The sequence below is a fragment of the Tumidithrix elongata BACA0141 genome (assembly GCF_036349135.1).
Lineage (GTDB): Bacteria > Cyanobacteriota > Cyanobacteriia > Pseudanabaenales > Pseudanabaenaceae > Tumidithrix > Tumidithrix elongata.
Window position 1 is genome coordinate 1 of sequence record NZ_JAZBJZ010000013.1, and the last position, 25,272, is coordinate 25,272.

The following is a 25,272-nucleotide window of genomic DNA, read 5'->3' on the forward strand; positions in this document are numbered from 1 at the left end:
GGATGATTCAAATCCTCCTAAAACGTCTTGCTTAACTTCTCAAACACTCTCTTACTGAGACTGGAAATGATTTTGGCTTTGAATGTGAGAATCTTTCAGTTATACCAAACAAATGGAACTGCTTGGGTAAGGTAGAACCACATACTTTAATCAAGTATTGTGGAAACTATACCCAAATTCTTCATGATTCGGGGAAATATGTAAACCCTTCTTATTTGAGAAATCTTCCATTTCAAGAACGTCGCACCCTTCAATTAGTTCAAGTTACTAATTTTATCGTAGAGCAAGGAAAAAACTCAACAGGGAATACAGATTGGCGAAGTACTATTCAAACTGTTAATGGTCTAAAGTTGACAGGGGTAAAGATAACTGATCCAGTATTTGTTAAAAAATTGGACACAGGTTATCAGCCAAAGAAAGACTGTCTAGTAACTGTAAGTTTGGGTATGCCTTGGGCTCCCAAAGATTGGGAGGGAGAGGAACCTTGCTGGAAATTAATTGCAGGTGTAATTGAATTAATAGATTATCAACCACTCTCTGTAGAGGATTTGATAGCTGAAACAGATGTAGAAATGAAACGAGTTGGTTGGACTGAAGAAGAAGGACGTAATTATTTGGATTGGACTTTTTATAAGCGCTCCCGCAGACAATTAACATTAGACGAATTAAAGCAGTTTTTGAATGATTTGAAATCTTTACCAACTTCCCGAAAATAGCTGAATAATTTTTTTCTTTATAGAACCCCAAAGAACTAGATAATCATGAATCCGACAATTATATATCTTCCCGAACAAACCGAGAAAATCCTAGCGCAGCTTGCTGCACAAAGCGATAAATCACCCTCCGAAATTATCCAAGAGGCACTCCAACTCTATTGGATAAATAAGCCTAAAAAACGTTCTAAATGTATTGGTATGAGAAAAAGTAGAATTCCCAATTTATCAGAACGAGTCGATGAACTGCTCTGGAAAGAATAATGAGAGTCATAGCTGATACTAGTGCAATCATTGCCTTACTCGATGAAGATGATAAGCATCATACAGAAGTTGTGCGTGTAGCTGAGTCAGCTTCTCAGTCTTCCACACTTGTACAAAATCAAGTCCGTTACGATATAATGCTTTTATGAAAACATCTTCAGCAGATATTCTTGTTATGAGTCCCGATGGGGAATATCTCATGATCGTTGAGGTGAAAAACGATGATGTCAGATCTCGCACTCAAAATGCTATTGAACAGCTAAAATGGCAAATGGCTTCTACTGGTTGCTCAGTTGGGCTCTTGGTGGCTGGAGAGCGTGTTATCTTACTCCGAGACTCTTTTGAGAAGTTAAATGGTGAGTCAATTAATATCGTAGGCGAAGCAAAGCTGCCAGATTTTTTACTGCCACCAGCAGATCGGGAATGGGAAAGAAATCCTGAGTTTGAATTTGCGTCGCGAGTGCAGCGATGGCTTGAGACATTGCAACGTACTGGAAGTATGAGCGACCTTCCAGATGATTTAAAATCCTTGTTTGGCGGATCGATCGCCAATCTTCTCAGACTAGGTGAAGTTAGATCTGCTGGGCCAAGATGGAGTAAAGTCGCAAGGTGAAGCCCAATGTAATTTTGATTGAGACAAACTGGGTAGTGGATATTATTGCGCCTGCACATTTACAAAGTCCCCAAGCATTTGAGCTACTTGCACGAGCTGAGGCTGGTGAATTTGAGTTACACATACCCGCTTTATGCCTTGCAGAAGCGCGTGAAACTATACCTCGACGACATGCATCCAAATCTCGCTCTGATGATTTCCGTAAGTTTGTCACATGGGCAAAGAACGAAGGGAAGGTCAATACTCAGGATGTGGATGCAGCGAGACGAATATTTGATAAGTTTGATGGATTAGTTAAAGGCGAACTGATGAAGGTTCCAGAACGATTGAACGAATTAGCTGATCATCCCAACCTCAAAGTCTTTGCGCTTTCGCAACCAATGCTAGAAAGACAGGTGTCTATTGGTGCAATGGATCTCGAACTCAAGCCATTCGATCTAGCTATATTGGCAGCAATACTAGTTCGCGCTGAGGACTTGCAGCAAGAGGGACAGTCTTGGCTTGGCTTCTGCGAACTAGATTCCGATCTGCAACCATGGGATAGATCTGGTGCACCAAAGTCAATTCTTAGCGATCTCTACAGCGCTTCTCGAATATGGGTATACGGAGACTTTCAAGTAGAAGATGTGGATGAGCTTCCTGAAGATTGGGGCATTTCAATTTAGCGATCGCACTTTGAGAGAGCTGGTAATATTTAATGAGAAAAAAGCGATCGCTTCTAGTCTCAGTAGTGATGATACCCCAGTCGCTCGTGCTGGTGGAAGTTAGTTTCCTCTCATCATAGACAAGTGGCTTAAGCCACTTGTCTCCATCATTTATTTAGAAATTTAGAAATATGGATAACAATACATTCGCTCTGCGTAGCATAGAGGAAGTAATTCGATTTGAAGAACTGCTCAAAGCTGTGAAAGCAATCAAGTGCAGTGTTTTCTCAATCATTTTCCATTAAAAAACGGTATTAAAAGCCGAGTATCTGCAAAAGCCCTTTGCCCGTTACGACTTCAAGGAGCAATACCCCTGTTAGACCAAACATGGCAAGGCGTCCGTTAACTATTTCTGCATACTCAGTCATGCCAAAGCGTTTTTCTTCTTGATCGACATACATCCTTGGTTCGATCGCCCAATTGTTCATCAAACCTCTTTCATCTTTTGTAAACGCCGTGCGAGTTTTAGGTTCGTCAGTCATAAAGTGGTATTTATATAAGAAACTTAATAATTTTAAATTTTAACGTTGAATGACTAAAACTTCATGAAAAGAGTAATTATTGGTGTGATGGGGCCTGGGCGAAGCGCTACCGAGAGTGATATTAGCGTTGCCTACGAGCTTGGGCGGTTTATTGCTAAAGAATCTTGGATCGCTTTAAGCGGTGGCATGGGTTACGGGGTCATGGATGCAGTTAGTTGTGGCGCTAAGGCTGAGGGGGGACTAACTATTGGGATTATTCCCAACAACGACCTAGAGTCAATCTCTGCTGCGATCGATATCCCGATCATGACGGATATGGGCAGCGCTCGTAACAATATTAATGTTTTGTCTAGCCACCTTGTCATTGCCATTGGCATGAGTTCGGGTACAGCCTCCGAAATTGCCCTTGCCCTAAATGCACATAGAATGGTGATCTTGCTGAATGTTGACAAGACCAGCACCGCATTTTTTCAAAGTTTGTCCCCAACCAATGTCGTATCTGCGAACGATCCACTAGAGGCGATCGCGATCGCCAAACAACTCTTACAAGAACAAAAGCAAACTTTTTTGTTGGAGATCAACCCCTTAGAAGATCCAACAACTGAAAACTAAACGCTACACTTAATACTCGTTTTTACTGATCGTTTTTCACCGATAACTTTTCTAGGGCAGGCATCTCTAAAACTGGTAGCTCGATCAACTCGCTTTCTACCTCTTTTAAATTAATTGGCATAAGTACAGGCTTAGGCTCTTCGATCCAGCAACTTGCCACAGGTAATGTCTCTTCCAAGTCATCCAAGGGACGAGGAATAATCATCAAGGTGTGAAATTCCCCGATGCGTTCTGCCTCATACATACCTGCTTCGATCGCGATCGCGACATCCGCTACGGCACCCCGTACGATCGCCGTACAAAGACCCGCTCCAATCGTTTCATAGGCAGCTAAATAGACTTCTGCGGACTTGAGCATGGCATCGGCTGCACCCACCATAGCGGGGAAACCTCTTGTTTCTAACAAACCGATTGCTTGGTTGCTGAGGCGGCTATAGCCTCCACTGGCATATTGACTCAAACGGCTCCCAATCGGTAAAACCATATCAAGATTGGCTAATGGTCGAGGAATTACAGAGGTCGATACTAACTGCCCAAACTGCTCGGCTGTTTCAGCCCCTGCCTGCACCGCCAGCCTTACATCCGCTAGTCGGCCTCGCACGATCGCCGTACAGTAGCCACCACCAATTTTTTCGTAACCCACAAAAGTTACGGTTGCTGACTTGAGCATCATGTCCGCCGTACCCACGATCGCAGGAAAGCTAATCGTTGACACCAAGCCAAGCGCACTTTCTCTCAGATCTATCGCTTGACCCGAACGATTGGGAGCCTTACGTGGCTGACTTTTTCCCATTTATGCCTCCCATCTACTCATCTCACTTACTTACCAAGAAATATGGAAAGCTTTATGCTATAGCCCTTAACAGACTTTTAAACGCGTATGTTTAAATTTAAAGGCATATAGAACTACTACTGTAAAGTTTTATTTCATTGCCCGAATTGGACTCACCTTGTTACAGGTATCTTAACAGTATAGATAATTAACTGGTTCTATAAGGGAAAGATCGTCCAATCTGAAACTCTGGTGTATATTTTAGATCTTGAAATTAGCTTACCTAAAGTGGTTATCACTACCGACGCCAAGCCAATTTTTTGTCGATAATACAAACAGTCAAGTTAAAAAAACTTCATGTTTGTTAATTCGTAGGATCTAGTGAAAACATTTATTCATAAAGCCTCTACCCCAAGCATGGATATTCCTCAAGACGAAAAAACGAGGGAGTATATTCTAGTTGTTGACGATACATCCCACAATCTTCGTCTGCTCTCAAGCATGTTGACCCGCAAGGGCTATGAGGTTAGAGGGGTGATTGATGGACAGATGGCATTAATGGGCATTCAGGCGGAGTTACCCGACTTGGTGCTACTGGACATCAACATGCCTAAAATGGATGGCTTTCAGGTGTGCGAACAATTAAAAGCCGATCCCAGAACCTGTGATATTCCTGTCATTTTTATTAGTGCCCGTGATGAAGTGCTTGATAAAGTGCAGGCTTTTTCAGTTGGGGGCGTAGACTATGTAACCAAACCGTTTCAGTTGGCAGAGGTATTGGCGCGGGTAGAAAATCAACTTACCTTACGTCGCCTGCAAAAAAAGCTACAGACGCAAAACAATCAGCTCAGACAAGAAATCCAAAGTCGATTAACGGCTGAGGCGGCGCTTCAAAAAGCCAATGAAGAGTTACTAAATCTAGCAAACTTAGATGGGTTGACCCAGTTAGCCAATCGCAGACGCTTTGATGAATACCTCAACATGGAATGGAGTCGTCTCGCCCGCGAACAACTGCCCTTGTCTTTAGTCATGTGTGACATCGACTTTTTTAAAAATTTCAATGATACCTATGGGCATCTAGCAGGGGATGATTGCCTGCGAAAAGTTGCTCAAATTTTAAAACAATCAGTACGTCGTCCTGCTGACATGGCTGCTCGTTATGGTGGTGAAGAGTTTGCCATTCTGTTGCCTAATACAGAAATTGAAGGCGCAGCCATTGTTGCAGAGCTAATTCGCGCAAATGTCAAAGAGCTAAAGATCCTACATGGAGACTCAGATGTGAGTGAATATGTCACGATTAGTGTGGGTGTAGCCAGTCTGGTTCCACTGGTAGAATCTTTACCAACAGTGTTGATTACGGCTGCAGATTACGCGCTCTATCGTGCTAAAGAACTAGGACGCGATCGCATGTATAAGATTGGATAGCTTCGGTTTCGACTCGGCTCAGCTTAGGTCAGGAGGCTATAGTTCTTCCTTCTTTCGATCGACCCAAACAATAGTTCTTGGTTCTACCCCATTACCTTTTAAAATCGCGTTCACAGCATTGCCATCCGAGCCGAGATTCCATTTCCGCAGAAATTCCTCATAGGACATAGATGACTCTTGACTGTTGGTATCGGTGTAGTAGATCTGTTGTTGCGCGCGATCGAAGCCTGTAAGTGCTACCCAGTGCAGGTAGGGGGCTGTACCAAATAGGGGCACTTTAAAGCTGCCAACTCTAATCAAGCCTATGACAGGTTTACCCGTTTCGAGTAGGCTCAGTAGGGTGGCAAGTTCGACCTTTCTTGCCAGTTTTACCCTATCGCCTTCCCATCGCTGCATCACCTTTTGCAAGACCTTGGGCGTTGTGCCCGTGCGAATATTGACCCAACTGTCATCGAGCGGATTTTTAATTTGTTCGGGCAAAATAAAATTTTTCTCGGTGGCTGCCCGAACCATGTCGTAATCAACATCATGCCCGTAAAATTTCAAGACTCTTGCCGCTGAGTTAGGTCCGCAACTCCAACTGTCATTTTGACTGCCAGTATCGGGAAGTGTCAGACTTTGTTTTTCGCTATGCTTGAGGCGATCGATTTCTTGCTGTGTCATCGCGATATATTGAGCTAGAAACGTAGGTGTGGTTTCAGCAACTCCTTGAGTTTTGGCAGTATTCGTACTTACAGCATTAGAAGCTGAGGAATTTGCACTTGAAGTAGTGGAAGAGTTTGCTAATAGGCCTGAGAAGGCAGCCGCAAATGCTGAAGCAATGCCCAAACTAATGCCAAAAAAGATCTTTGATAACTTCATGCCTGCTTTAATATCCTCTGGTTTCCCTTAGCTGCTTAAATTAAAGAATGGATCTCACCCTATTTTTACAGCAATTTGCCAATGGTCTGTCAATTGGCAGCGTCTACGCTATCTTTGCCCTTGGTTATACCCTAGTATTCTCAATTTTAGGGATTATCAATTTTGCCCATGGTGCTATTTTTACCCTCGGAGCCTATTTTACCTATAGTCTCTGTGGTGGGGTATTTAGCTCTAATGGGCTGCTAGGCGGCGTTGCTTTACCCCAAGTCTTACACATGCCCTTTGCTCTTGCTCTGTTTGTCGGCAGCATTCTGGCAGGTTTAGTGGGTGTTTTGGTCGAACGGCTGGCATTTCGCCCCCTCCGAACCAGACAAGCCGATCCTTTGTTAACGCTCGTATCTAGCTTGGGTGTAGCTGTCGTCATTGTGAATCTAATTCAGTATCTTGTTGGTGCTGAGATCTACACATTCCCATCCAATATTTACGGAAATTTGCCTGCGGCGGTTAATTTTGGCTCCGTAGCAAAGCCCGTGATGGTTCGCACGGTGCAGATCGTGATTTTCGGCGTATCCATTGTTATTCTGGCAGCATTAACCTATGCGATCAATTTCACAAAAATGGGTAAAGCCCTAAAAGCAGTTGCCGAAGATGCGACGACAGCCAGTTTGTTGGGGATTAATACCGATTTTTTTATTTTGTTAACCTTCTTTCTTTCGGGCTTTTTGGGTGGTGTCGCAGGTACGTTAATCGGTTCTAGTGTGAGCATTGCTGGCCCTTATTTTGGCATTGCCTTTGGGTTAAAAGGACTTGCCGTGATTGTTTTGGGTGGTTTGGGTAATATCCCAGGAGCGGTACTTGGTGGTGTAATCATTGGCCTGGTCGAGGCGTTTGTGCCATCAGACTTTTCCGCTTACAAAGATGCGGTGGCTTTCGCAATTTTATTCATCATGTTGTTGGTCAGACCGCAGGGCTTATTGGGGCGCACGTTCGCACAAAAAGTTTAGGCACGTTCGATAAATTCATGGTGGGAATGCGATCAACCACTAATTCTCCAAACACTAATCAGGAACTTAGATGAGATTAATTAACCGAGTCGGATTTGTGAGTGGGTTAGGTGTTCTATTTCTGGTCAATAGTTTTTCACTAGCTGGGTTGGTAAAAGCAGAAGAGATCTCAGCTCTATCTCCCAAGCTTTCAGCTAACGCAAAAATGGGAGGTATTCTCACGTTCTGTCATTTGGAACGAATCAAACAAACTTCCGATCCTACACAGCAGCTCCAATCCTTCGATCGCCTGTTCGATCGCTATCAAAAAGCCAAACAGGATCGCCTCATCTTGCAACTGGTCAAGGGTATGGATCGGAAGCAATTTCCGCAATTGCAAGCAGAAGAATTGATGCAGGTTGCCTATCGTTATCGTACTACCGCAGAGCCAAAAACAGCGATTCCCTTACTTTCCCAAGCATTCCAGTTACTCCAGTCGGTAAATGACGATTTGCCAATGAATCTTAGTAGTTTCAATACTTATCAATATATCTGGCGGACAACTAGATATCATCAAGACAAAGCTCAGCTTCTAGAGAATTTGGGAGGGAATTTAATTGACTTAAAGCAGCCAGAGCAAGCAGAAGCAGCGCTTTTACAAGCCTTGCAAACATATCAAAAACAGCCTCATCTATCCCCCAGAGATAAAGTTGAATACATGGTGAAGATCGCGAAAGGATTGTTCATATTGGATAAGCACGAACAAGCGATCGCCATGCTAGATCGAAGCTTAGAAATTACACAATTGCTTAACCATACGAAAGAAAGTAGAGACAGTAAAGACTGGCTGACTATGTTGAGCAAACTCAGTTGGGAATATCGCTTGGCAGGAGAAAATCGCAAAGCCGATCTGCTCTTTAACCAAAGTCTTGAGTATGCAGACACTTTTAGTCAACCCGACAGTAGGGTCTTTGTACTGTCTATTATTGCCGAAGTATCTTACTCAACTCTTTCCCAATATGAGTTGAACCAATTGCCGATCGCCCAAAAAACGACTTTGATCGACGCACGCCAAACAAAGCTGGAGTATGTATTTGGGAAGATTTTAGAGGTCGTGAGATCGGGCTATACGGCTAAGATGTATCCAAATACTGCTTTGATTGCAGGGGAATGGTTGCAATTTCTAGGAATTGAGCCTGCGATGAAAATTGTTAATAGTGTTACCGATCCAGTAGAGCGATTTGAAGTCATATCGCCAATGTTAAAAAGCCGTAACACCGAAATCGCTCAGAAAGACATCGCTCTACTTGTACCATTATTAAAGAATGCTGAAGCGATCGCCCGCACTATTCAGCCAACCACTGATCGCGATCGAGCATGGGGTGATATTGCCTTTACCTACGCCCAGTTGGGGCAATCCCCAAAAGCCTTAGAAGCGATCACGCAGATTCAGTCAGCAGAACTAAAACAAAAAACTTTGATTGGGGTTGCAGTCTACCTAGCTCAAGCCAACCAACCCGAGCTAGCCCTCAGTCTGGTAAAGGGCTTGCCCGATACTCTGGTGCAGCAAGTGCTGTACGAAGCGATGCTGGCTTATCTCAAAAATGGAAAGATTGAAGTAGCGCGAGGTCTACAAGGTCGATTGTTCAAAGATTATCATAACTCTACCCTGACATCCCTAGCCGAAGCCTCCGCTAAAGTCGGACAGACGAAACAAGCGTTGATGCTGTTGCAACAAGTCCCCGAACCTGAGTGGCGATCTGGAGCCTTTGTGTCTATTATCAAACAAGCAATTGAAGTAGGCGATCTCGATCGCGCGGTTGTGTTTGCTCAACAGATGCCTGAATCCGAAAAAGGACTACCAGATATCCCATCCAAGGCATGGATGCTGGAAGAGATCGCGATCGCCTATGCGGAAGCAGGAGAGTACGATAAGGCGATGCAGTTATCTCAATCTCTACCAGATCGATCGCTGTCTCAACTGGTTGACTGTGCGAAGCGATCGAAATAGGAAAACCTATGTCTCATCCATTTCTCGGATTTTGGTCTGGATGGCGTTTTTTGCCGCTTTGGATAGTGGCGACTTGCCTTGGGTTTGCGATCGGTGGCCCAGTCAGTGCCCTAATCCCCGATTATGTTACTGCTATTGCGGGAAATAATGCGGCGAATATCTTGAGTTTTGGGGTAATGAGTTTGACGATCGCGTTGCCTCAGTGGTTGGTACTACGAGGCAGAATTCGTGATGCGCTCTGGTGGCTGGTAGTAACGACCCTAGGTGGCATGGCGGGTGGCCCAATTAGCATGACGATCGCTTGGAATCTCAGTATTACCTTTGGGGATGCCGTGGATCTATTTGCCATCTATGCTGCCTTGCGCGGTGCAACCACAGGGCTAGCACAGTGGACTTTCTTGAGAGTGCAAATGCCGCAAGCAGGTTGGTGGGCGATCGCCACCTCAGTCAGTTGGTACAGCAGTTTAACGATCGGGAGCAAGGTGATGTTTACCCTGCCCAGCTTTACCGTCGCGATCGTGGGGGCGAGTTACGGTGTCATGACAGGGATTGTGATGTTTTTGCTCTTGCGGCAAAAAGCTTTTGCTCAATCTAAAACTAATTCCGCTAACCCCAAATAGGTAATCGTTTGAGGTGTGACGTGAAATCGACAGGGCAGGACTTTCACCCCACAAGCGATCGCTTCTCTGAGCAACTTGCCATATTCAGGATCGGCGCGATCGCCACTTTTGAACTGGTCGCAATCACCGCGATTGATAAAATAGATAATCGCAGCAAGGGAATCCCCGTTCACCACGGACATGAGTTCTCTTAAGTGTTTTTGCCCCCTTGTCGTCACCGTATCTGGGAATAGGGCGATGTTGCGATCGCACCAAGTTGTGTTTTTGATTTCCACATAGGTTCTTTGCTTTTGGGAATCAGCTTGAGTATTTAAGAGGGGCTTGCGATCGAGCAAGTAGTCGATGCGACTCTTTTCTTCGCCATAGGCAACCTCTGGTTGAATCGTGTCATAGGGTTCCAACTCAGGCAATAAGTGGTTTTCCAGCATATAGCCGATCGCTTTATTAGGAAGGCTCGTATTAATTCCCGCCCAAACTCCATCGATGTGAATCATTTCCCAACTATAGGCGAGCTTGCGTTTAGGACTAGGATTGTAAAACACAGCCACCTGTGCGCCGATCTCACACACACCTGTCATCGGACCCGTATTGGCACAATGGGCAACAATCGTCTCTCCACTGTCTAGTTCGATATCGGCAAAGAAGCGTTTGTATCGCTTCACGAGCTTACCGAGCAACAGATCGGGATAGGTGTGAACGGTGGGATGATTTGGCATAGTCGGTTTAATTTAGCTGAGTCGGAGTTGGGCAACGCGCTCTTCATTATATTGGCGGATAGGGGCGCATCTGGTTCCATACCCAAATCGATTACAGACAGTAAAAAAGTGCCCTAAGGGGGTGCAGAACCTATATTTAAACAAATCGACAAAGTTGAGATCGTTTCATTAAGAGATCGTAGGAGCGACTAGCGCGATCGGTTGTGATGCACCGAAAGCTAGATCGAGGGTAAATTATGGACGTTGCGTTCGTGCATGACCTCAATTCCTATATTTGCTCGGTTGAGGACATCAGCCCAAGTCGGAACTGGGCGTCCGCGATCGCCAAGAATACTACTGCATCTTTCAGGCATTGGATAAAGCTGCAAAAGGAGATATCGAACATGGGCTGATTTTTTCAGGTAGCCATGCCGGATGCGCTGAGCGAATTATGCCCGTTGCCGAACTGATGGCTGAGTTAGTTGCTGCCTAATTCCCCAATCAGACATTCTGGTCGAGTCAACTATCTATCATCGGTTAAGGCGCAAAAACAGGATTCTTGATTCAGCCATTGGGTTCCCACTTCCTTTAGAGATGCCATCACTGGCTTAATTTGGTGTCCCTTGGGCGTGAGGGAATATTCGACATGGGGTGGAATTTCGGCATAGATGCGGCGTTCGACTAAACCATGGGCTTCCAATTCCCGAAGCCGTTGTGTCAGGGTTTTGGTGCTGATGCCAGGCAACGCCGCCAACAGTTCATAGGTGCGCCGATCGCCGCCAAACAACTCGCGCAAAACCAAAATCGACCACTTGTTGCCCAATAGATCCACCACAAACTGAATCGGGCATTTAATCTCTTGGCATTGGTTGGTTTGCAGCATGAACAGAATTTCTAATGGGTATTCCCAATATATTCTAACCTTGGAAAACTAGTTCTAATCTTGGAAAACTATTGGAAAACTAGGCGATCGCAGGCTTAGATTCCTATGCCTAGGCAATACTGAGATTTTAGAGGATTTCTAGGGAGAAGCGATCGGTACCCGCAAATACAAAACAATTCTTTATAACTGCCTCAAACCCAGAATTGGTGACGATGCTTTACTTTGAGTCACTATAGCGCCTAATTAGTAACTGACTTGTGGAAGATGGGCATTTAGGAAAAGATGTTACCCAAGTACTTTTAAGAACCATCTATTCAGAGCAATCTATTCTATGGTCAACTCGATTGCCTCATCTGAGCAAGCGACTCTCCGCCCAAAGATCAAACCCCCCGTTCAAGAAACATTACTAACTCCTCGATTTTATACAACAGATTTTGATGGTGTTGCCCAGATGGATCTATCTGGACAAGCAGCAGAATTAGAAGCTGTGATGACAGAATTGCGTACTGACTATAACCGCTACCATTTTGTCCGCAATCAAGAGTTTAAGCAATCTTGGGATCATATTGATGGCGAAACGCGACGAGCCTTTATTGATTTTCTAGAACGTTCCTGTACCTCAGAGTTTTCTGGCTTTTTATTATTTAAAGAACTATCTCATCGTCTGAAAGATAGTAATCCATTACTGTCAGAAGCCTTTAATTTATTAGCACGGGATGAAGCTCGTCATGCTGGCTTTTTAAATAAGGCAATGGCAGACTTTGGTCTGTCTCTAGATTTGACTTCCTTAACGAAAAAACGCTCTTATACCTTTTTTCCACCAGAATGGGTAATCTACACGGTTTATCTATCGGAAAAAATTGGTTACTGGCGATATATTCTCGTTCACTATCACCTCAAACAGCATCCCGAAAATCGCTTTTATCCTCTGTTTAACTACTTTGAAAATTGGTGTCAGGATGAGAATCGCCACGGAGATTTCTTTAAGGTGTTGCTGCGATCGCAACCCAATCTCTGGAATAACTGGAAAGCAAGGCTCTGGGCAAGGTTTTTCCTATTAACGGTGTTTGCTACCCACACCTTAACGGTGTTGGAACGGTCAGATTTTTATGAATCGATTGGCATTGATGCCCACGAATACAATCAACAGGTGATTCAAAATACCAATGAAACCGCTAAAAGTGCATTTCCTAGCATCTTAGACACCAATCATCCAGAGTTTTTCCCACGTCTAGAGCAATGTGCGATCGCCAACCAAAAGCTTACAGAAATTGCCAGCAGCAAAACTTTTGCTTTTGTGAAGTGGTTCCAAAAATTGCCTTGGATTGCTGTCATCGTGTGGCAGATGTTGCGGCTGTACTTATTGCCATCGATTAATGCTGAAAGTTTCAGAAATACGATCAATTAGGAGAAATTACCATGAGTCATCTATCCATAGCCCTGCGGGAAGGTACCCAACATTCCCACACGGCGGCAGAAAATACAGCATTTATGAAATGCTTTTTGAAGGGAATTGTCGAACGCGAACCTTTGCGCAAACTATTAGCCAATCTGTATTTTGTCTACAGTACCCTTGAGACTGCCTTGCAGAAACATGCAAATCACCCCATCCTTGGTGCGGTCTATTTCCCAGAGTTAAATCGCGTCGAAAATCTCACCCGTGATATGGTCTTTTATTACGGTGACAACTGGCAGCAAGAAATCACCCCTTTAGCCGCAGGTCAGGTCTATTGCGATCGCATTCAAACACTGTCAGATAACGACCCAGTATTGCTGATCGCCCATGCCTATACCCGCTATATGGGAGACCTATCAGGTGGTCAGAGCTTAAAGAACATCATCCGATCGGCCTTGAGCCTGCCTGCCGATCGCGGTATTGATTTCTATGAGTTTGCTCAAATCTCTACCCCAGAGGCAAGACGGGAATTTAAGGAACGCTATCGGCAAGCACTAGATGCCCTTCCTCTTAATGAAGAAACCGTCGCTCGCATTGTGGCAGAAGCCAATTTAGCCTTTACCCTAAATCGGGATGTGGTGCACGAACTAGAACCAGATGTGAGAGCGGCGATCGGAGAACATACCTTTGATTTGCTCACCCGCCAAGATCGTCCAGGCAGTACAGAGCGCCATCCCCATGCTGAGAGAGAACTAGTCAAAGGCTAGTAGGGGTATCTGATTCAAGATACAGAGATTTTGGATGTTGAGTTTTGGCGAACCTAAAATTCGGCATCCAAAATCAGAAGATCGAACCCAAACTTAGGAAGTTTTACGTTGCTGAGAACCTCAAAGGATAGTTTAATTCATGAAACCGTTATCGCCCATTGTTCAATTTGATGCCGCATTGCTCAATCAGTATAATCAAGCATTACCGCGCTATACCAGCTATCCACCAGCAACGGAGTTAACGCCTGACTTTGGGGTTGAGGCATTTCAATCAGCGATCGCCATTGGCAATTACAAAAACACGCCCCTATCGCTCTACTGTCACATTCCATTTTGTGAGACCCCCTGCTATTTCTGTGGCTGCAATACGGTGATCACCCAGCGGAAAGAAGTGGCAGAAACCTATTTAGGCTATATAGCCCGACATATTCACCAAGTTGCCAGCTTGGTCAGTCCCGATCGCCGCGTACATCAGTTACACTGGGGCGGTGGTACGCCCAATTATCTCTCTCAAAGTCAGGTGGAGTTTCTTTGGGATCAGTTACAAAAGCATTTTCGCTTTGATGAAGCCGCAGAAATCTCGATTGAAATCAATCCTAGCTATGTGAATCGCGAATACATTCTATTTCTGCGTCGCTTGGGCTTTAATCGCATTAGCTTTGGCATTCAGGATTTTAATCCTAAAGTGCAGGAAGCAGTGAATCGGATTCAGCCAGAAGGGATGCTGTTTGATGTCATGCGCTGGATTCGAGAAGCAGGATTTGAGAGCGTCAATGTGGACTTGATTTACGGTCTGCCCTTCCAAACCTCCGAGACCTTTCAAGAGACCGTACAGAAAACCTTGCAGCTAAATCCCGATCGCATTGCGGTATTTAACTTTGCCTACATTCCATGGCTGAAGCCAATTCAGAAACGAATGCCAGAGTCTGCCATGCCCAATGCCGACGAAAAGATGAAGATTCTGCAACAGACGATCGCCCAACTCACAGAGGCTGATTATGTGTTTATCGGCATGGATCACTTTGCGAAACCCAATGACGAGCTGGCGATCGCACAACAGGCAGGGGAGCTGCATCGTAACTTCCAAGGCTATACCACCAAACCAGAATCCGATCTCTTGGGCTTTGGTATGACCTCCATCAGCATGTTGCAGGATGTCTACGTCCAAAACCAAAAGGGCTTAAAAGACTTTTATCGGGCGATCGATGCCAATCAATTACCGATTGAGAGAGGCGTACAGCTCAACCAAGACGATTTAATTCGGCGGACGGTGATTATGGAATTGATGTGTCAATTTCAACTATCCGTACAGGACTTAGAAAACAAATACCATCTTGGCTTCGATCTCGATTTCAATGACTACTTTGCCAAGGCACTACCCAAACTAGATGCCCTAGAAGCGGATGGTTTGCTAAAACGATGGGGCGATGGTATTGAGGTGACACCGATTGGACGGTTGCTAATCCGTAATATCGCTTCTGCCTTCGATGCCTATTTAGGCAATCGCAAGATCGAAACTTTCTCTAAGTCAATTTAATCCTTTTCCAGTCGGAATGCGGTAGGGATCTAGCCACATTCTTCGTCCCCTAAATCCCCCAATGTTAGAGAACTTCAAGAGATTTTGCTTCCCCAGCATTGGGGGCTGGGGCTTACCTAAATTATTCCCGTCATTAGGAGAGATGCGATGCGAATCATGATGATTCAGCCCAATTATCACTCTGGGGGCGCAGAAATCGCTGGGAATTGGCCCCCCAGTTGGGTGCCCTATGTGGGTGGAACCTTAAAGTCAGCAGGCTTTACCGATATTCGGTTTGTCGATGCCATGACCAACTACATTTCCGATGATGCCTTGGCTCAAATCATTGCCCAGCATCAGCCCGATGTGGTGTTGGCAACGGCAATCACACCCATGATTTACCAGTCCCAAACCACGCTCAAGATTGTCAGACAGGTTTGCCCCCAGGCAGTGACGATCATGGGTGGCGTTCACCCCACCTTCATGTATGAAGAGGTGCTGCGGGAAGCTCCTTGGGTGGATTACATTATTCGCGGTGAGGGTGAGGAAATCACAATTAATTTGTTGCGGGCAATCGCCAATGGTACGGATCGGCGCGATCGCAACCAGATTTTGGGATTGTCATTCCTAGAGGATGGGAAGGTGGTGGCAACACCCGATCACCCACCGATTAAGGATCTCAATACCCTCTGTGCCGATTGGAGCCTGTTGGACTGGAACAAATATATCTACACCCCGTTGAATGTGCGGGTTGCTGTACCCAACTTTGCGCGGGGTTGTCCGTTTCGTTGTCGGTTCTGTTCCCAGTGGAAGTTTTGGCGCAAATACCGTTCGCGATCGCCCAAGCATTTTGTCGATGAAATCGAACAATTGGTAAAGCAACATCACATCGGCTTCTTTATTCTTGCCGATGAGGAGCCAACGATTAACAAATCTCGATTTATCGCTCTGTGCAAAGAGTTGGTTGATCGCAAATTAGGCATTCACTGGGGGATTAATACCCGCGTCACCGATATTTTGCGCGACGAAAAGGAACTTCCTCTCTATCGCGAGGCGGGATTGATTCACGTTTCCTTGGGAACCGAGGCAGCGGCGCAGTTAAACCTAAATTTGTTCCGTAAAGAAACCACGATCGAAGACAACAAAAAGGCCGTGAGGTTATTGCAAGAAAACGGCATTGTGGCGGAAGTCCAATTTATTATGGGGCTACCGAATGAAACCCTAGAGACAATCGAAGAGACCTATCGGATGGCGCGGGATTGGCATGCTGATATGACCAACTGGAATATCTATACGCCTTGGCCATTTTCCGAGCTGTTTGAAGAATTGGGTGACAAGGTGGAAGTGCGGGACTATTCCCATTACAACTTTGTAACCCCAATTATGAAGCCCGACGCGATCACCCGCGAACAGCTTCTTAAGGGTATTCTGCGTAACTATGCCCGCTTCTATTCCCATAAGATGCTGGAATACTGGTTTGTCAAAGATTCATTCAAGCGCAAGTATCTACTCGGCTGCTTAAAAGCCTTTGCTCAAACCACATTGAATAAACGCTTCTACAATCTCAAACGCCTGAAGCAGAAAGGATTGCATACGGAAATTGAGTTTGGCTTCGATCGCAGCCGAATTCTCACCCCAGAACAATTGGTCCAACTCAAGCAGACCCATGTAGCAGTGGCTCCTGTCACCACGGAAATGCCCACTTGGACGCCCAATATAGAAAATGTAGAAGGGATATTGATGAGTAGTAGTAGTATTGCTGCCTGTGGCGCACCAAGCGATCTACCAGAGTACCACTGCGAAGCTCACGATGGAAATGAAGCTGAAGACAGCAGTGAAGCCCCCGCCGAAACCAAAGCACCCTTGGAAGCAGCGCCTGAACCCATGATGCATATTTAGAGGATTATGAACGACATTCAAACTATTCTCGTTGAATCTGAGGAAAAAACGCGGATCGCGTTGCGGGTAGCCTTGCGATCGCAGCCTGGTATCGAAGTTGCCAGCGAAGCCACCAATGGCACTACAGGACTCGTACTCCTCGAATCGATTGATGTTGATGTGGCGATCGTCGATGCCCATTTGCCCGATATGTCCATCCGTGAATTTATCCAGCAGATGCACGATCTGCAAATAGAAGCTACCGTAAAGCCCTCCAGACTTTTGATTTTGCTCGATCCCAACGAACCAGCGATCATCGTGCAGACCTTGGCAATGCATGTGGAGGGCTACTGCTTAAAAAATGCGTCTGTCGAACAAATGGCTGCTGCCATTCGCCAGATTGATGCAGGGAATTCCTATATCGATCTAGGGATTGCTAAGCATCTACTGTCTGTGTAATGTTTCTTGTTTTGTATTGTATCGAGGTAATTAATGATTGCTGAACCCTTACCCACAAAAACGTATCCAACCCGTATCCGAGTTGATGGCATCGCTGACCGATCGAGCTGCACAACTGGAATTTAACGATTTCTTCAAAACAACTGTAAAGCTATAGGTTCTCCCAATCCTTTACTTGTAGTAACTATAGGGACTGAGCGGTAACTACCTTGCGATTCTAGCTAAGATGCGTAGGATAGATACAAATTAGAAGGTTTGCTCTGTTAATCAACAGGTTATGGAGGAAATGAGAGCATGATTCGTCTCTTCAACTTGATGTGTGAACGCACCCACAGGAGTTAACCATGAGAAGGAAATCCTTGCAACTGACGCTCTACCTGCTCGATCGCGTTAACCTGATGGGCTATGTTGATGAATCAGAAGTAAACGGGCCTGGCAGTCGAGCCGTCGTTTGGGTACAAGGCTGCTCTCGCCATTGTCGAAGTTGCTTTAACCCAGCATCTTGGGCTTTTGAGGTCAATCAACTCATGCCTATTGAGGCACTTGTCAACAAAATCCTCAGTAATCCTCACAATACAGGTGTGACTTTTTCAGGGGGGGAACCATTTTGGCAAGCCCATACCCTCGCAAAAGTAGCCCGTAAGGTAAAAGCCGCAGGGCTCAATGTCATGGCGTTTACGGGGTTTACGCTAGAGGAACTCAGGGGGACTAACAGTCCAATGGGGGCAGAGGAATTACTTGCAGAACTCGATCTACTGATTGATGGCCCCTATGTGGAATCGCTGGCGGTGAATATACCCAGTTCTCCTGTCTCGTCCAGTAATCAGCGACTGCATATCTTTAATCCTCAGATGCAAGACCAAATTACTTGGGCAAGCGACCAAATTGAGATCCATATCTTGAAAAATGGCGATCGCCTGTTCACAGGATACCGAAGGTACGAAGTAGAAAATAATTGAGGTCTCCGCTTTGACCGAGATTCAACTGATGACTTTTTAGGCTTTTAGAGAGGACAATCACCGTGGGGAATTCTATGGTTACGAAAGAAAAAGCTATCCAAAAATCAAGCCCGATCAAGCAAAAATTTAGCCCAATTAAAATAGATGCCCTGCTCAAACGGCTAGATTTGGTGAAGCATTTGGCTGAGTCAGATTACTGGATTACAACAGAAGAGCTAGGCGCTCTGCTCGATTTCGATGCCTCCTTGCTGGAGTGGCTCAACCAGCAAGAACCTCTCTATAGCTTTTCTTGGCGAAACTTTATCGTGACGCAACAGGGCTATCAAAACCACGCTAGGATGTGGGCGATCGCAGACCAACCACAAAAGCCTCGTCAAGTGTCCATCGCTCCGGAACGCAAGCAACCTCTCATCCAACCTGTTTCCAACTCAGAGGCAGGTCGAATCGCGATCGTCCCAGAACCGCTCAAGCTAAAATCAGAGAAGGATGAAGGCGAAGTTTTCCCATCTTCTTACTTCGTTCTTGAAAATTTCCTTTCCCCTCAAGAACTGACCAGATTTCTCCAATACACGCAATCACAAGCAGCTAAATTTGTTCCTGCAACGATTTCTACACAGGATGTTGACTATCGTCGCACCAAGGTGCTTCATGATTTCCCTGAATTTTCGCAATTGCTAATTAATCGGATGATGGCGATCGCACCGCAGGTTGTGTCGCGCTTGGGAATACAAAATTTCACGCCTAGCAGTATTGAAGCGCAGTTAACCATGAATAACGATGGCAATTACTATAAGATTCACAATGATAATGGCAGTTCCGACACTGCAAATCGGGTATGGACGTTTGTGTATTACTTCCATCGCGAGCCCAAGGCATTTACTGGCGGAGAGTTACTGCTATACGACAGCAAGATAGAGAATAACTTCTACGTTGCTGCGAAGTCATACAAGACGATTCAGCCTAAAAATAACAGTGTTGCTGTTTTTCTAAGCCGTTGCCTGCACGAAGTCCTACCCGTAAGCTGTCCGTCCAAGCAATTTTTAGATAGCCGCTTTGCCGTTACAGGCTGGGTTCGGAATTAAGAGCTCTCGGAATGCCTCCTCACCTGAGTTCAGGTTAAGGATTTCGGAGCAAAGTAAGCCGAATTGCTGGAACCGAGGGGTTTGATCCCCCTGCCCTATCGGGCATCCCCCTTACAAAAGAGGGACAAGTGAGTTCTCCCCCCTTTTGTAAGGGGGGCTGGGGGGGATCCTTGGGATGTATAGCGTTTCAGGTTTTCTTATCCCGAACTGACGTTTCCTACCTTTTTGGCTTTGTGGTATCTCGCCTATCCATTTCCACGCTACTGCTTCTAAGCTACTGCGGAGAGATGGGCGGGTAGTAGAGAAATCGCTACAATTGCCAAAAAGATCGAAGCAGAAAAGGTTTCAAGAATTGCTACATTTTGAATTTGAGTGGTTTGATACCATTCCCGTCGCCCCAAAATCAAGCCAAACTTGAGTAGTACTACGCCAAACCCTAAGGCTGGAATTGCGTCAAGCCAACCACAGAGCCAAAGCCCTACAATAATTAGGCTAGCGATCGCATGATAAATCATCCCTAGGATCAGAGAGGATATTTTGGGTTTGCGCAGTTTCACTGTAAAAATGGCACTGCTAAAAAAGAGCGTATTCAACAGCCACAATCCAAACACAGAAACAGTAAGCGTCCCACCCGTGGCAGCGTAGGCAAAGGGTGTAGCGAGGCAAACGGCAGCAAAGGTGAGGATTTCGTTGACTACAGATTTTTGCTTGCGATAGAAGACTGCGATCGCGTCTAGCAACAGGGCAGCGATCGCACCCAGATATAGCCACAACAACAGAGGCGTTCGTAGATATAGATATACAGCGAGACTCAGCGAAATTCCACCGTAAATTCCACCCCAAGTCAAGAAGCGAGGCTTCCAACTGCGTCGCTGTTTAATTTGCAAAGCTAATGGATGCTCAGCTTGAAACCCCGCAAATGCACAAATCAAAGCCCAAGTTGTGGCTATTGTCCATTGTTGCGCTGCGGCTGCTCCTGTCAGAAACGATACGAGCAGCACGACATAAACCCCATGTTCTGGCGAAAATGTAGGGCGATACCATGCTGGAGTATGGGAAGAGATACTCGAATGGGACTGAGCAACAGAATTTTCTGGATTGGAGCTGGTAGAAAGTGTCATGTTTAAAGCGGCTTCGTTCCTTTCTTTACTTGCAGAACTTGCAAACTTCCTCCCGCATAGAAACGATGATATTCTAAGGCAAATCCTGCTTCGCTTAACACCGCAACTAAGTTGGTTTCGAGCAATTGCCAAGCCGTCTCCGTCTCAAATAGCCAGAGAAAAGTCGATACTGGCAACCAGTATAGAGGATTGGTGGGCTTATGGAAGTCAACAATTATAAAGCGACCATCAGGCTTGAGTACTCGAAATACTTCTTGGATAATCTGCCGTAATTGCTGAGGTTCCATTTCATGCATGGCTGTACTAGTTAGCACCAAATCGAACTGCCGATCGCCAAAGGGCATCGCTTCCGCAAAGGCTTCGACATAGGTGGCGGCTGGGACATTCTGACGCGATCGCGCGATCGCAAAGGGAGAAGCATCCAACCCAGTCACATCTTGAAAATGTTTGACTAATACCTCCGTTGCTTGACCGCTGCCACAACAGAGATCCAGTACCTTCGCTGTGGGATTGACGGTTAAATCGCGCAGAAACAACTGACGGAACCTCCCTTCGCCGACTACACTCAGAGCTGCTAGCGCGGATACTGTGTCATAAAGCCACTGATAGCGATAGCTCCAATCTCTCAGAATGGTTGCCATGGGAATTATCCTACCGCAGAAATTGCATTGAGTTGGAGTACTTCTTGCAATCTGGCAATCACAAAGGATTTATCTAAGTAGGACAGCAGGTTCCCAGCTTTAGGCCCTCTTTCCTTTCCTAAAAACGTTAGATACACAGAAGCAAAGGCGACCTTCTGGGAAATCTCTAGTTCTTTGGCAGTGCGGAATAAAGTCGTTTGCAGCTCTTCGCCATCCCAGTTAACTTCTGCTTCTAAATTTGCGATCAACTGCGTCAGGTAAGTCGTTTGCTCGGCATCTAAGCTCTTTGCCTTATCAGGCACTCGATCTAAATAGAGCACCAACTTCTCTTCTTCATCGGCATAATCTTGCAACCACTTCTTCGCCACCGCAATTCTTTGTCTGACAATCTGCCAGTCATAGTCACTGAGAGGTTTGGGACTGCGCTTCTCTACTTCCACTTCGATATCGAGGTGGGGAACCTGTAGGAGCGAAATCAAGGTGCTGATATCGATCGCTTCATAGGTTGGAATCTTGGCATTTTCTTCAGGCCCCAGTTTCTGCTCGCTCAATTCCTCATTTAACTGGGCGTAGAGCAATGGAATTAAGTCTTCAGAGATGGGAGTGTTAGCATCAGCTTCGGTATGAGCTTGGTATTTACTGATGAGCGTGTCGTAATCGCGAAACAGGCGGGTAATCGTCTCATAGTTAGGAGAGAAATTAATCACACTGCGCGGCTGCGTGCGCAACATCAAGAACCGTAATAGTTCGGGTGGCATCAATTCTGCAATTTCTTTGGCACTGGAGCCAACTCCTTTCGACGAACTCATCTTTGTGCCATTCACCAAGATAAACTCATAGGGAGAATGGAACGGTGGTTGCTTGTTCAAAACCTTCCGACAGATAGAATTGGCAACATCTCTCGACCCACCTTTTTGAGAGTGATCCTTCCCTGCCATTTCGATGCTTACCCCGATCGCATCCCACTTCGCGACCCATTCCACTTTCCAAGGCAGTTTGCCATTGCCACCAAAGGGAGACACCCAGCCCGAATGACCGCAGCCATTCACATAGTTGGTGGCATTGGGTTCGCAGGTGTAAAACACCTTACCGTCTTGATAAGCCGTCGTTACGGTTGTGGCAATCTTGCCGCAGTTCTCGCAAATCGGATGAAAGGGATACCAGTTATCAGGGCGATCGGCCTTACTGACTTCTTTGTAGGCTTCTCTGACCAAATGCGCGTTGTTTAGGAATAGATCGATGTAGCGATCGAGCTTGCCCGTGCGATACAAATCGCGTAAATAATAAACCTCTGGCTTTACACCCAGATAGTCAAATACTTCTAAAAACTCACCCATGAAGTATTTGGCGTAGTCACTAGCCCTATTGTCAGGTGAGGGCGTGTTACACAGAGGGTAGCCGAGATAGGGGGCAAATTTGTCGAGATCGAGATACTTGGGAACGGTGTCGAGCGCATCATAGTCATCGACGCCGTATAAAAATTTGACAGGCTTCCCCGCATGTTTGAGCGCACGGTAGATCACATCATGGATCACTACGCCCCGTAAAGACCCTACATGCACTCTCCCAGAGGGTGTTTTAGAGTCATTTACTACGATCAAATCACCCTGCGCATCTGCCGCAATCTTATCAGCCCAAAACATAGACGAGGTTACTTCTTATTAAAAACTAGAGTCTGGATACCCAGCATAACCTGTCACCCCGATCTCGTGCCAGTTTAATCAGCCTTGAGTCAAATAAATTAGTGCGATCGCTTTATTAGCTATGGCTTCTGGAGTCTTGGAACAATCGACACAAATGCAGCTTGTTAAAAATCGTGATGAACATAGCGTTAACAGGATTCAGGTAGACTAGATTTAATATCAACGTTAAAAATGAGTCGCTATGCGTCTGAGTGAAATTGTCCATCCTAACCAGTTGCACGGTCTTTCTATTTCACAACTGGAAACCATTGCTCAAGAGATCCGCCAGAAACATTTAGAAACGATCGCTGCCACAGGCGGACACCTAGGACCTGGGTTAGGGGTGGTAGAACTCACTTTAGGCTTATATCAAACCCTAGACCTCGATCGCGACAAAGTCACTTGGGATGTGGGACATCAGGCATATCCTCACAAATTGATCACGGGGCGCTATAGCCGTTTTCATACCTTGCGCCAAAAAGATGGGGTGGCTGGTTACCTCAAACGTGGTGAGAGCAAATTTGACCACTTTGGCGCAGGTCATGCCTCGACTAGTATTTCTGCTGCCCTTGGCATGGCACTAGCGCGCGATGCCAAAGGTGAAAATTATAAATGCGTCGCCGTGATTGGTGATGGTGCGCTTACAGGGGGGATGGCATTAGAAGCAATTAACCACGCTGGACATTTGCCCAAAACCAACCTGCTGGTGGTGCTTAACGACAACGAGATGTCAATTTCCCAGAATGTGGGTGCGATTCCGCGCTATCTCAACCGCATGCGTCTGAGCCCACCGATGAAGTTCATCACCGATAACCTTGAGGGGCAAATTCGCAGTTTACCCTTTGTGGGTGGATCGCTCAGCCCAGAAATCGAGCGCATCAAAGACAATATCAAGATTTTGACGATGGTGCAAAACAAGGTGGGAGCTGTGTTTGAAGAACTAGGCTTCACCTACATTGGACCAATTGACGGTCACAACATCAAGGATTTGATCGATACCTTTAATATGGCACACAGCCTCAAGGGCCCTGTGATGGTACATGTTGCCACCACCAAGGGTAAGGGCTATAGCTATGCCGAAGATGATAAGGTCGGATATCACGCCCAAGGCTCCTTTAACCTCGAAACAGGCAAAGCCACAGCATCAACATCGACCAAGCCCAAGCCACCCTCTTACTCTAAAGTGTTCGCTGACACCTTAATCAAACTTGCCGAAAAGGACAAACGGATCGTTGGCATCACGGCAGCAATGGCGACAGGGACGGGGTTAGATAAACTGCAGGCTAAGCTGCCCGACCAATATATTGATGTGGGAATTGCCGAGCAGCATGCGATTACCTTAGCCGCAGGTATGGCTTGTGATGGCATGCGTCCTGTCGCAGCAATTTACTCCACATTCTTACAGCGTGGGTTTGACCAGATCGTTCACGATGTTTGCATTCAAAGCTTGCCCGTATTTTTCTGTTTAGATCGGTCGGGTATTGTGGGCGCAGATGGGCCAACGCATCAAGGCATGTACGACATTGCTTACCTGCGTTGCATTCCCAATATTGTGCTGATGGCTCCTAAAGATGAAGCCGAAATGCAGCAGATGATGGTGACGGGCATCGAACATAACGGCGCGATCGCTATGCGTTATCCACGCGGTAATGGCTATGGTGTACCCCTTAAGTCAGAAGGTTGGGAAGCTTTGCCCATTGGTAAAGGCGAAGTACTGCGCCAAGGCGACGATGTGCTAATGGTTGCCTATGGCTCGATGGTTTACCCAGCGATGCAAGCGGCGGAATTGCTCATGGAACATGGCGTACAGGCAACAGTAATCAATGCCAGATTTGTCAAGCCTCTGGATATCGAACTGATCGCCCCACTTGCCAAACGCATTGGTAAAGTCGTTACCCTCGAAGAAGGATGCATCATGGGTGGTTTTGGTAGCGCCGTCATGGAAGCGTTAATGGACTGTGGTGTTGTCGTGCCCGTACAGCGGATCGGTGTCCCAGATATTCTGGTCGATCATGCCTCGCCTGAACAGTCTTTTGCCGAACTCGGTCTCACTAGCGGACAAATCAGCGATCGCATCTTGGCAAATCTAGCAACCAACAAACAGCGATCGGTTGTGAATAGCTAATGCCACAT

The 25,272-nt window shown here is 46.0% G+C and carries 26 protein-coding genes and 2 pseudogenes; 19 read left to right on the forward strand and 9 right to left on the reverse strand.

The window, feature by feature from the left end; translation table 11 throughout:
* Positions 1–77 precede the first annotated feature (77 nt).
* The 6 genes and pseudogenes from V2H45_RS05065 to V2H45_RS05090 form a co-directional block, all read left to right on the forward strand.
* Positions 78–716, forward strand: a pseudogene (locus V2H45_RS05065) (dual OB domain-containing protein); the annotation flags it as partial.
* Between the two features lie 45 nt (positions 717–761).
* A complete protein-coding gene (locus tag V2H45_RS05070) occupies positions 762–977 on the forward strand; it encodes a ribbon-helix-helix domain-containing protein (protein WP_330482537.1) in 216 nt (71 codons plus the stop codon).
* On the forward strand, positions 977–1,126 hold the full coding sequence (locus V2H45_RS05075) for a hypothetical protein (RefSeq protein WP_330482538.1): 150 nt from the start codon (positions 977–979) through the stop codon (positions 1,124–1,126). The genes V2H45_RS05070 and V2H45_RS05075 overlap by 1 nt, the downstream gene beginning before the upstream one ends.
* Positions 1,123–1,590 carry a hypothetical protein gene (locus V2H45_RS05080; RefSeq protein ID WP_330482539.1) on the forward strand — a complete coding sequence of 156 codons (468 nt, stop codon included), beginning with the start codon at positions 1,123–1,125 and terminating at the stop codon, positions 1,588–1,590. Before V2H45_RS05075 ends, V2H45_RS05080 begins: the two co-directional genes overlap by 4 nt.
* On the forward strand, positions 1,587–2,255 hold the full coding sequence (locus V2H45_RS05085; RefSeq protein WP_330482540.1) for a hypothetical protein: 669 nt from the start codon (positions 1,587–1,589) through the stop codon (positions 2,253–2,255). Before V2H45_RS05080 ends, V2H45_RS05085 begins: the two co-directional genes overlap by 4 nt.
* The gene (locus V2H45_RS05090) at positions 2,221–2,358 is read left to right on the forward strand and encodes a hypothetical protein (protein ID WP_330482541.1); all 138 of its coding nucleotides are present in this window, start codon (positions 2,221–2,223) and stop codon (positions 2,356–2,358) included. The genes V2H45_RS05085 and V2H45_RS05090 overlap by 35 nt, the downstream gene beginning before the upstream one ends.
* Before the next feature lie 190 nt (positions 2,359–2,548).
* Here V2H45_RS05090 and V2H45_RS05095 read toward each other — a convergent pair whose 3' ends face one another.
* Complete coding sequence (locus V2H45_RS05095; RefSeq protein WP_330482542.1) at positions 2,549–2,776, reverse strand: chlorophyll a/b-binding protein; 228 nt, start codon at positions 2,774–2,776, stop codon at positions 2,549–2,551.
* A 63-nt stretch (positions 2,777–2,839) separates the two neighbouring features.
* Between V2H45_RS05095 and V2H45_RS05100 the strand changes: the two genes are divergently transcribed.
* On the forward strand, positions 2,840–3,388 hold the full coding sequence (locus tag V2H45_RS05100) for an SLOG cluster 4 domain-containing protein (protein WP_330482543.1): 549 nt from the start codon (positions 2,840–2,842) through the stop codon (positions 3,386–3,388).
* 22 nt (positions 3,389–3,410) lie between these two features.
* On the opposite strand, the gene V2H45_RS25535 is transcribed toward V2H45_RS05100, so the two are convergent.
* On the reverse strand, positions 3,411–4,181 hold the full coding sequence (locus V2H45_RS25535) for a carbon dioxide-concentrating mechanism protein CcmK (RefSeq protein WP_408648732.1): 771 nt from the start codon (positions 4,179–4,181) through the stop codon (positions 3,411–3,413).
* 360 nt (positions 4,182–4,541) lie between these two features.
* Here V2H45_RS25535 and V2H45_RS05115 point away from each other — a divergent pair, with 360 nt between their 5' ends.
* Complete coding sequence (locus V2H45_RS05115) at positions 4,542–5,585, forward strand: PleD family two-component system response regulator (protein ID WP_330482544.1); 1,044 nt, start codon at positions 4,542–4,544, stop codon at positions 5,583–5,585.
* Between the two features lie 36 nt (positions 5,586–5,621).
* Here V2H45_RS05115 and V2H45_RS05120 read toward each other — a convergent pair whose 3' ends face one another.
* Positions 5,622–6,446 (reverse strand): C39 family peptidase, encoded by an 825-nt coding sequence (locus tag V2H45_RS05120; protein ID WP_330482545.1) that lies wholly within the window; start codon positions 6,444–6,446, stop codon positions 5,622–5,624.
* A 47-nt stretch (positions 6,447–6,493) separates the two neighbouring features.
* Here V2H45_RS05120 and V2H45_RS05125 point away from each other — a divergent pair, with 47 nt between their 5' ends.
* The 3 genes from V2H45_RS05125 (at position 6,494) to V2H45_RS05135 (ending at position 10,060) form a co-directional block, all read left to right on the forward strand.
* Positions 6,494–7,450 (forward strand): branched-chain amino acid ABC transporter permease, encoded by a 957-nt coding sequence (locus V2H45_RS05125; RefSeq protein ID WP_330482546.1) that lies wholly within the window; start codon positions 6,494–6,496, stop codon positions 7,448–7,450.
* Positions 7,451–7,520: 70 nt separating this feature from the next.
* Positions 7,521–9,440, forward strand: coding sequence for a tetratricopeptide repeat protein (locus tag V2H45_RS05130; protein ID WP_330482547.1), 1,920 nt, complete (start codon positions 7,521–7,523; stop codon positions 9,438–9,440).
* Positions 9,441–9,448: 8 nt separating this feature from the next.
* Complete coding sequence (locus tag V2H45_RS05135) at positions 9,449–10,060, forward strand: hypothetical protein (protein ID WP_330482548.1); 612 nt, start codon at positions 9,449–9,451, stop codon at positions 10,058–10,060.
* Here the strand turns inward: V2H45_RS05135 and sfsA are convergent.
* The 3 genes and pseudogenes from sfsA to V2H45_RS05150 form a co-directional block, all read right to left on the reverse strand.
* The gene (gene sfsA, locus V2H45_RS05140; protein ID WP_330482549.1) at positions 10,027–10,776 is read right to left on the reverse strand and encodes a DNA/RNA nuclease SfsA; all 750 of its coding nucleotides are present in this window, start codon (positions 10,774–10,776) and stop codon (positions 10,027–10,029) included. The genes V2H45_RS05135 and sfsA overlap by 34 nt on opposite strands.
* A 168-nt stretch (positions 10,777–10,944) precedes the next feature.
* Positions 10,945–11,111, reverse strand: a pseudogene (locus tag V2H45_RS05145) (Photosystem Q(B) protein 1); the annotation flags it as partial.
* Between the two features lie 167 nt (positions 11,112–11,278).
* The gene (locus V2H45_RS05150) at positions 11,279–11,638 is read right to left on the reverse strand and encodes a winged helix-turn-helix transcriptional regulator (protein ID WP_330482550.1); all 360 of its coding nucleotides are present in this window, start codon (positions 11,636–11,638) and stop codon (positions 11,279–11,281) included.
* A gap of 331 nt (positions 11,639–11,969) precedes the next feature.
* Between V2H45_RS05150 and acsF the strand changes: the two genes are divergently transcribed.
* The 7 genes from acsF (at position 11,970) to V2H45_RS05185 (ending at position 19,695) form a co-directional block, all read left to right on the forward strand.
* Positions 11,970–13,046, forward strand: a complete 1,077-nt coding sequence (acsF, locus tag V2H45_RS05155; protein ID WP_330482551.1) for a magnesium-protoporphyrin IX monomethyl ester (oxidative) cyclase — start codon at positions 11,970–11,972, stop codon at positions 13,044–13,046.
* 11 nt (positions 13,047–13,057) lie between these two features.
* Positions 13,058–13,801 (forward strand): biliverdin-producing heme oxygenase, encoded by a 744-nt coding sequence (locus V2H45_RS05160; protein ID WP_330482552.1) that lies wholly within the window; start codon positions 13,058–13,060, stop codon positions 13,799–13,801.
* Between the two features lie 139 nt (positions 13,802–13,940).
* A complete protein-coding gene (gene hemN / locus V2H45_RS05165) occupies positions 13,941–15,338 on the forward strand; it encodes an oxygen-independent coproporphyrinogen III oxidase (RefSeq protein ID WP_330482553.1) in 1,398 nt (465 codons plus the stop codon).
* 147 nt (positions 15,339–15,485) lie between these two features.
* The gene (gene bchE / locus V2H45_RS05170; protein ID WP_330482554.1) at positions 15,486–17,216 is read left to right on the forward strand and encodes a magnesium-protoporphyrin IX monomethyl ester anaerobic oxidative cyclase; all 1,731 of its coding nucleotides are present in this window, start codon (positions 15,486–15,488) and stop codon (positions 17,214–17,216) included.
* Positions 17,217–17,222: 6 nt separating this feature from the next.
* Positions 17,223–17,654: a response regulator gene (locus V2H45_RS05175; RefSeq protein ID WP_330482555.1), complete on the forward strand. Its 432-nt coding sequence runs from the start codon at positions 17,223–17,225 to the stop codon at positions 17,652–17,654.
* Positions 17,655–17,998: 344 nt separating this feature from the next.
* Positions 17,999–18,613 carry a 4Fe-4S single cluster domain-containing protein gene (locus V2H45_RS05180; protein ID WP_330482556.1) on the forward strand — a complete coding sequence of 205 codons (615 nt, stop codon included), beginning with the start codon at positions 17,999–18,001 and terminating at the stop codon, positions 18,611–18,613.
* Between the two features lie 74 nt (positions 18,614–18,687).
* The gene (locus V2H45_RS05185) at positions 18,688–19,695 is read left to right on the forward strand and encodes a 2OG-Fe(II) oxygenase (RefSeq protein ID WP_330482557.1); all 1,008 of its coding nucleotides are present in this window, start codon (positions 18,688–18,690) and stop codon (positions 19,693–19,695) included.
* A 269-nt stretch (positions 19,696–19,964) separates the two neighbouring features.
* Here V2H45_RS05185 and V2H45_RS05190 read toward each other — a convergent pair whose 3' ends face one another.
* Genes V2H45_RS05190 through lysS form a run of 3 tightly spaced genes read right to left on the reverse strand, consistent with a single transcriptional unit; the run spans position 19,965 to position 23,100 of the window.
* Positions 19,965–20,816, reverse strand: coding sequence for a YwiC-like family protein (locus V2H45_RS05190; RefSeq protein ID WP_330482558.1), 852 nt, complete (start codon positions 20,814–20,816; stop codon positions 19,965–19,967).
* Positions 20,817–20,818: 2 nt separating this feature from the next.
* A complete protein-coding gene (locus tag V2H45_RS05195) occupies positions 20,819–21,457 on the reverse strand; it encodes a class I SAM-dependent methyltransferase (protein ID WP_330482559.1) in 639 nt (212 codons plus the stop codon).
* Between the two features lie 5 nt (positions 21,458–21,462).
* A complete protein-coding gene (gene lysS / locus V2H45_RS05200; protein WP_330482560.1) occupies positions 21,463–23,100 on the reverse strand; it encodes a lysine--tRNA ligase in 1,638 nt (545 codons plus the stop codon).
* Positions 23,101–23,341: 241 nt separating this feature from the next.
* Between lysS and dxs the strand changes: the two genes are divergently transcribed.
* A complete protein-coding gene (dxs, locus tag V2H45_RS05205) occupies positions 23,342–25,264 on the forward strand; it encodes a 1-deoxy-D-xylulose-5-phosphate synthase (protein ID WP_330482561.1) in 1,923 nt (640 codons plus the stop codon).
* Positions 25,265–25,272: the final 8 nt, after the last annotated feature.

Excerpts from the sequence above, each read along its gene's own strand:
- V2H45_RS05070 (WP_330482537.1), top strand. The coding sequence starts at position 762 with ATGAATCCGACAATTATATATCTTCCCGAACAAACCGAGAAAATCCTA.
- V2H45_RS05075 (WP_330482538.1), top strand. The coding sequence starts at position 977 with ATGAGAGTCATAGCTGATACTAGTGCAATCATTGCCTTACTCGATGAA.
- V2H45_RS05080 (WP_330482539.1), top strand. The coding sequence starts at position 1,123 with ATGAAAACATCTTCAGCAGATATTCTTGTTATGAGTCCCGATGGGGAA.
- V2H45_RS05090 (WP_330482541.1), top strand. The coding sequence starts at position 2,221 with ATGAGCTTCCTGAAGATTGGGGCATTTCAATTTAGCGATCGCACTTTG.
- V2H45_RS05095 (WP_330482542.1), bottom strand. The coding sequence starts at position 2,776 with ATGACTGACGAACCTAAAACTCGCACGGCGTTTACAAAAGATGAAAGA.
- V2H45_RS05100 (WP_330482543.1), top strand. The coding sequence starts at position 2,840 with ATGAAAAGAGTAATTATTGGTGTGATGGGGCCTGGGCGAAGCGCTACC.
- V2H45_RS25535 (WP_408648732.1), bottom strand. The coding sequence starts at position 4,181 with ATGGGAAAAAGTCAGCCACGTAAGGCTCCCAATCGTTCGGGTCAAGCG.
- V2H45_RS05120 (WP_330482545.1), bottom strand. The coding sequence starts at position 6,446 with ATGAAGTTATCAAAGATCTTTTTTGGCATTAGTTTGGGCATTGCTTCA.
- V2H45_RS05125 (WP_330482546.1), top strand. The coding sequence starts at position 6,494 with ATGGATCTCACCCTATTTTTACAGCAATTTGCCAATGGTCTGTCAATT.
- V2H45_RS05130 (WP_330482547.1), top strand. The coding sequence starts at position 7,521 with ATGAGATTAATTAACCGAGTCGGATTTGTGAGTGGGTTAGGTGTTCTA.
- V2H45_RS05135 (WP_330482548.1), top strand. The coding sequence starts at position 9,449 with ATGTCTCATCCATTTCTCGGATTTTGGTCTGGATGGCGTTTTTTGCCG.
- sfsA (WP_330482549.1), bottom strand. The coding sequence starts at position 10,776 with ATGCCAAATCATCCCACCGTTCACACCTATCCCGATCTGTTGCTCGGT.
- V2H45_RS05150 (WP_330482550.1), bottom strand. The coding sequence starts at position 11,638 with ATGCTGCAAACCAACCAATGCCAAGAGATTAAATGCCCGATTCAGTTT.
- acsF (WP_330482551.1), top strand. The coding sequence starts at position 11,970 with ATGGTCAACTCGATTGCCTCATCTGAGCAAGCGACTCTCCGCCCAAAG.
- V2H45_RS05160 (WP_330482552.1), top strand. The coding sequence starts at position 13,058 with ATGAGTCATCTATCCATAGCCCTGCGGGAAGGTACCCAACATTCCCAC.
- hemN (WP_330482553.1), top strand. The coding sequence starts at position 13,941 with ATGAAACCGTTATCGCCCATTGTTCAATTTGATGCCGCATTGCTCAAT.
- bchE (WP_330482554.1), top strand. The coding sequence starts at position 15,486 with ATGCGAATCATGATGATTCAGCCCAATTATCACTCTGGGGGCGCAGAA.
- V2H45_RS05175 (WP_330482555.1), top strand. The coding sequence starts at position 17,223 with ATGAACGACATTCAAACTATTCTCGTTGAATCTGAGGAAAAAACGCGG.
- V2H45_RS05180 (WP_330482556.1), top strand. The coding sequence starts at position 17,999 with ATGAGAAGGAAATCCTTGCAACTGACGCTCTACCTGCTCGATCGCGTT.
- V2H45_RS05185 (WP_330482557.1), top strand. The coding sequence starts at position 18,688 with ATGGTTACGAAAGAAAAAGCTATCCAAAAATCAAGCCCGATCAAGCAA.
- V2H45_RS05190 (WP_330482558.1), bottom strand. The coding sequence starts at position 20,816 with ATGACACTTTCTACCAGCTCCAATCCAGAAAATTCTGTTGCTCAGTCC.
- V2H45_RS05195 (WP_330482559.1), bottom strand. The coding sequence starts at position 21,457 with ATGGCAACCATTCTGAGAGATTGGAGCTATCGCTATCAGTGGCTTTAT.
- lysS (WP_330482560.1), bottom strand. The coding sequence starts at position 23,100 with ATGTTTTGGGCTGATAAGATTGCGGCAGATGCGCAGGGTGATTTGATC.
- dxs (WP_330482561.1), top strand. The coding sequence starts at position 23,342 with ATGCGTCTGAGTGAAATTGTCCATCCTAACCAGTTGCACGGTCTTTCT.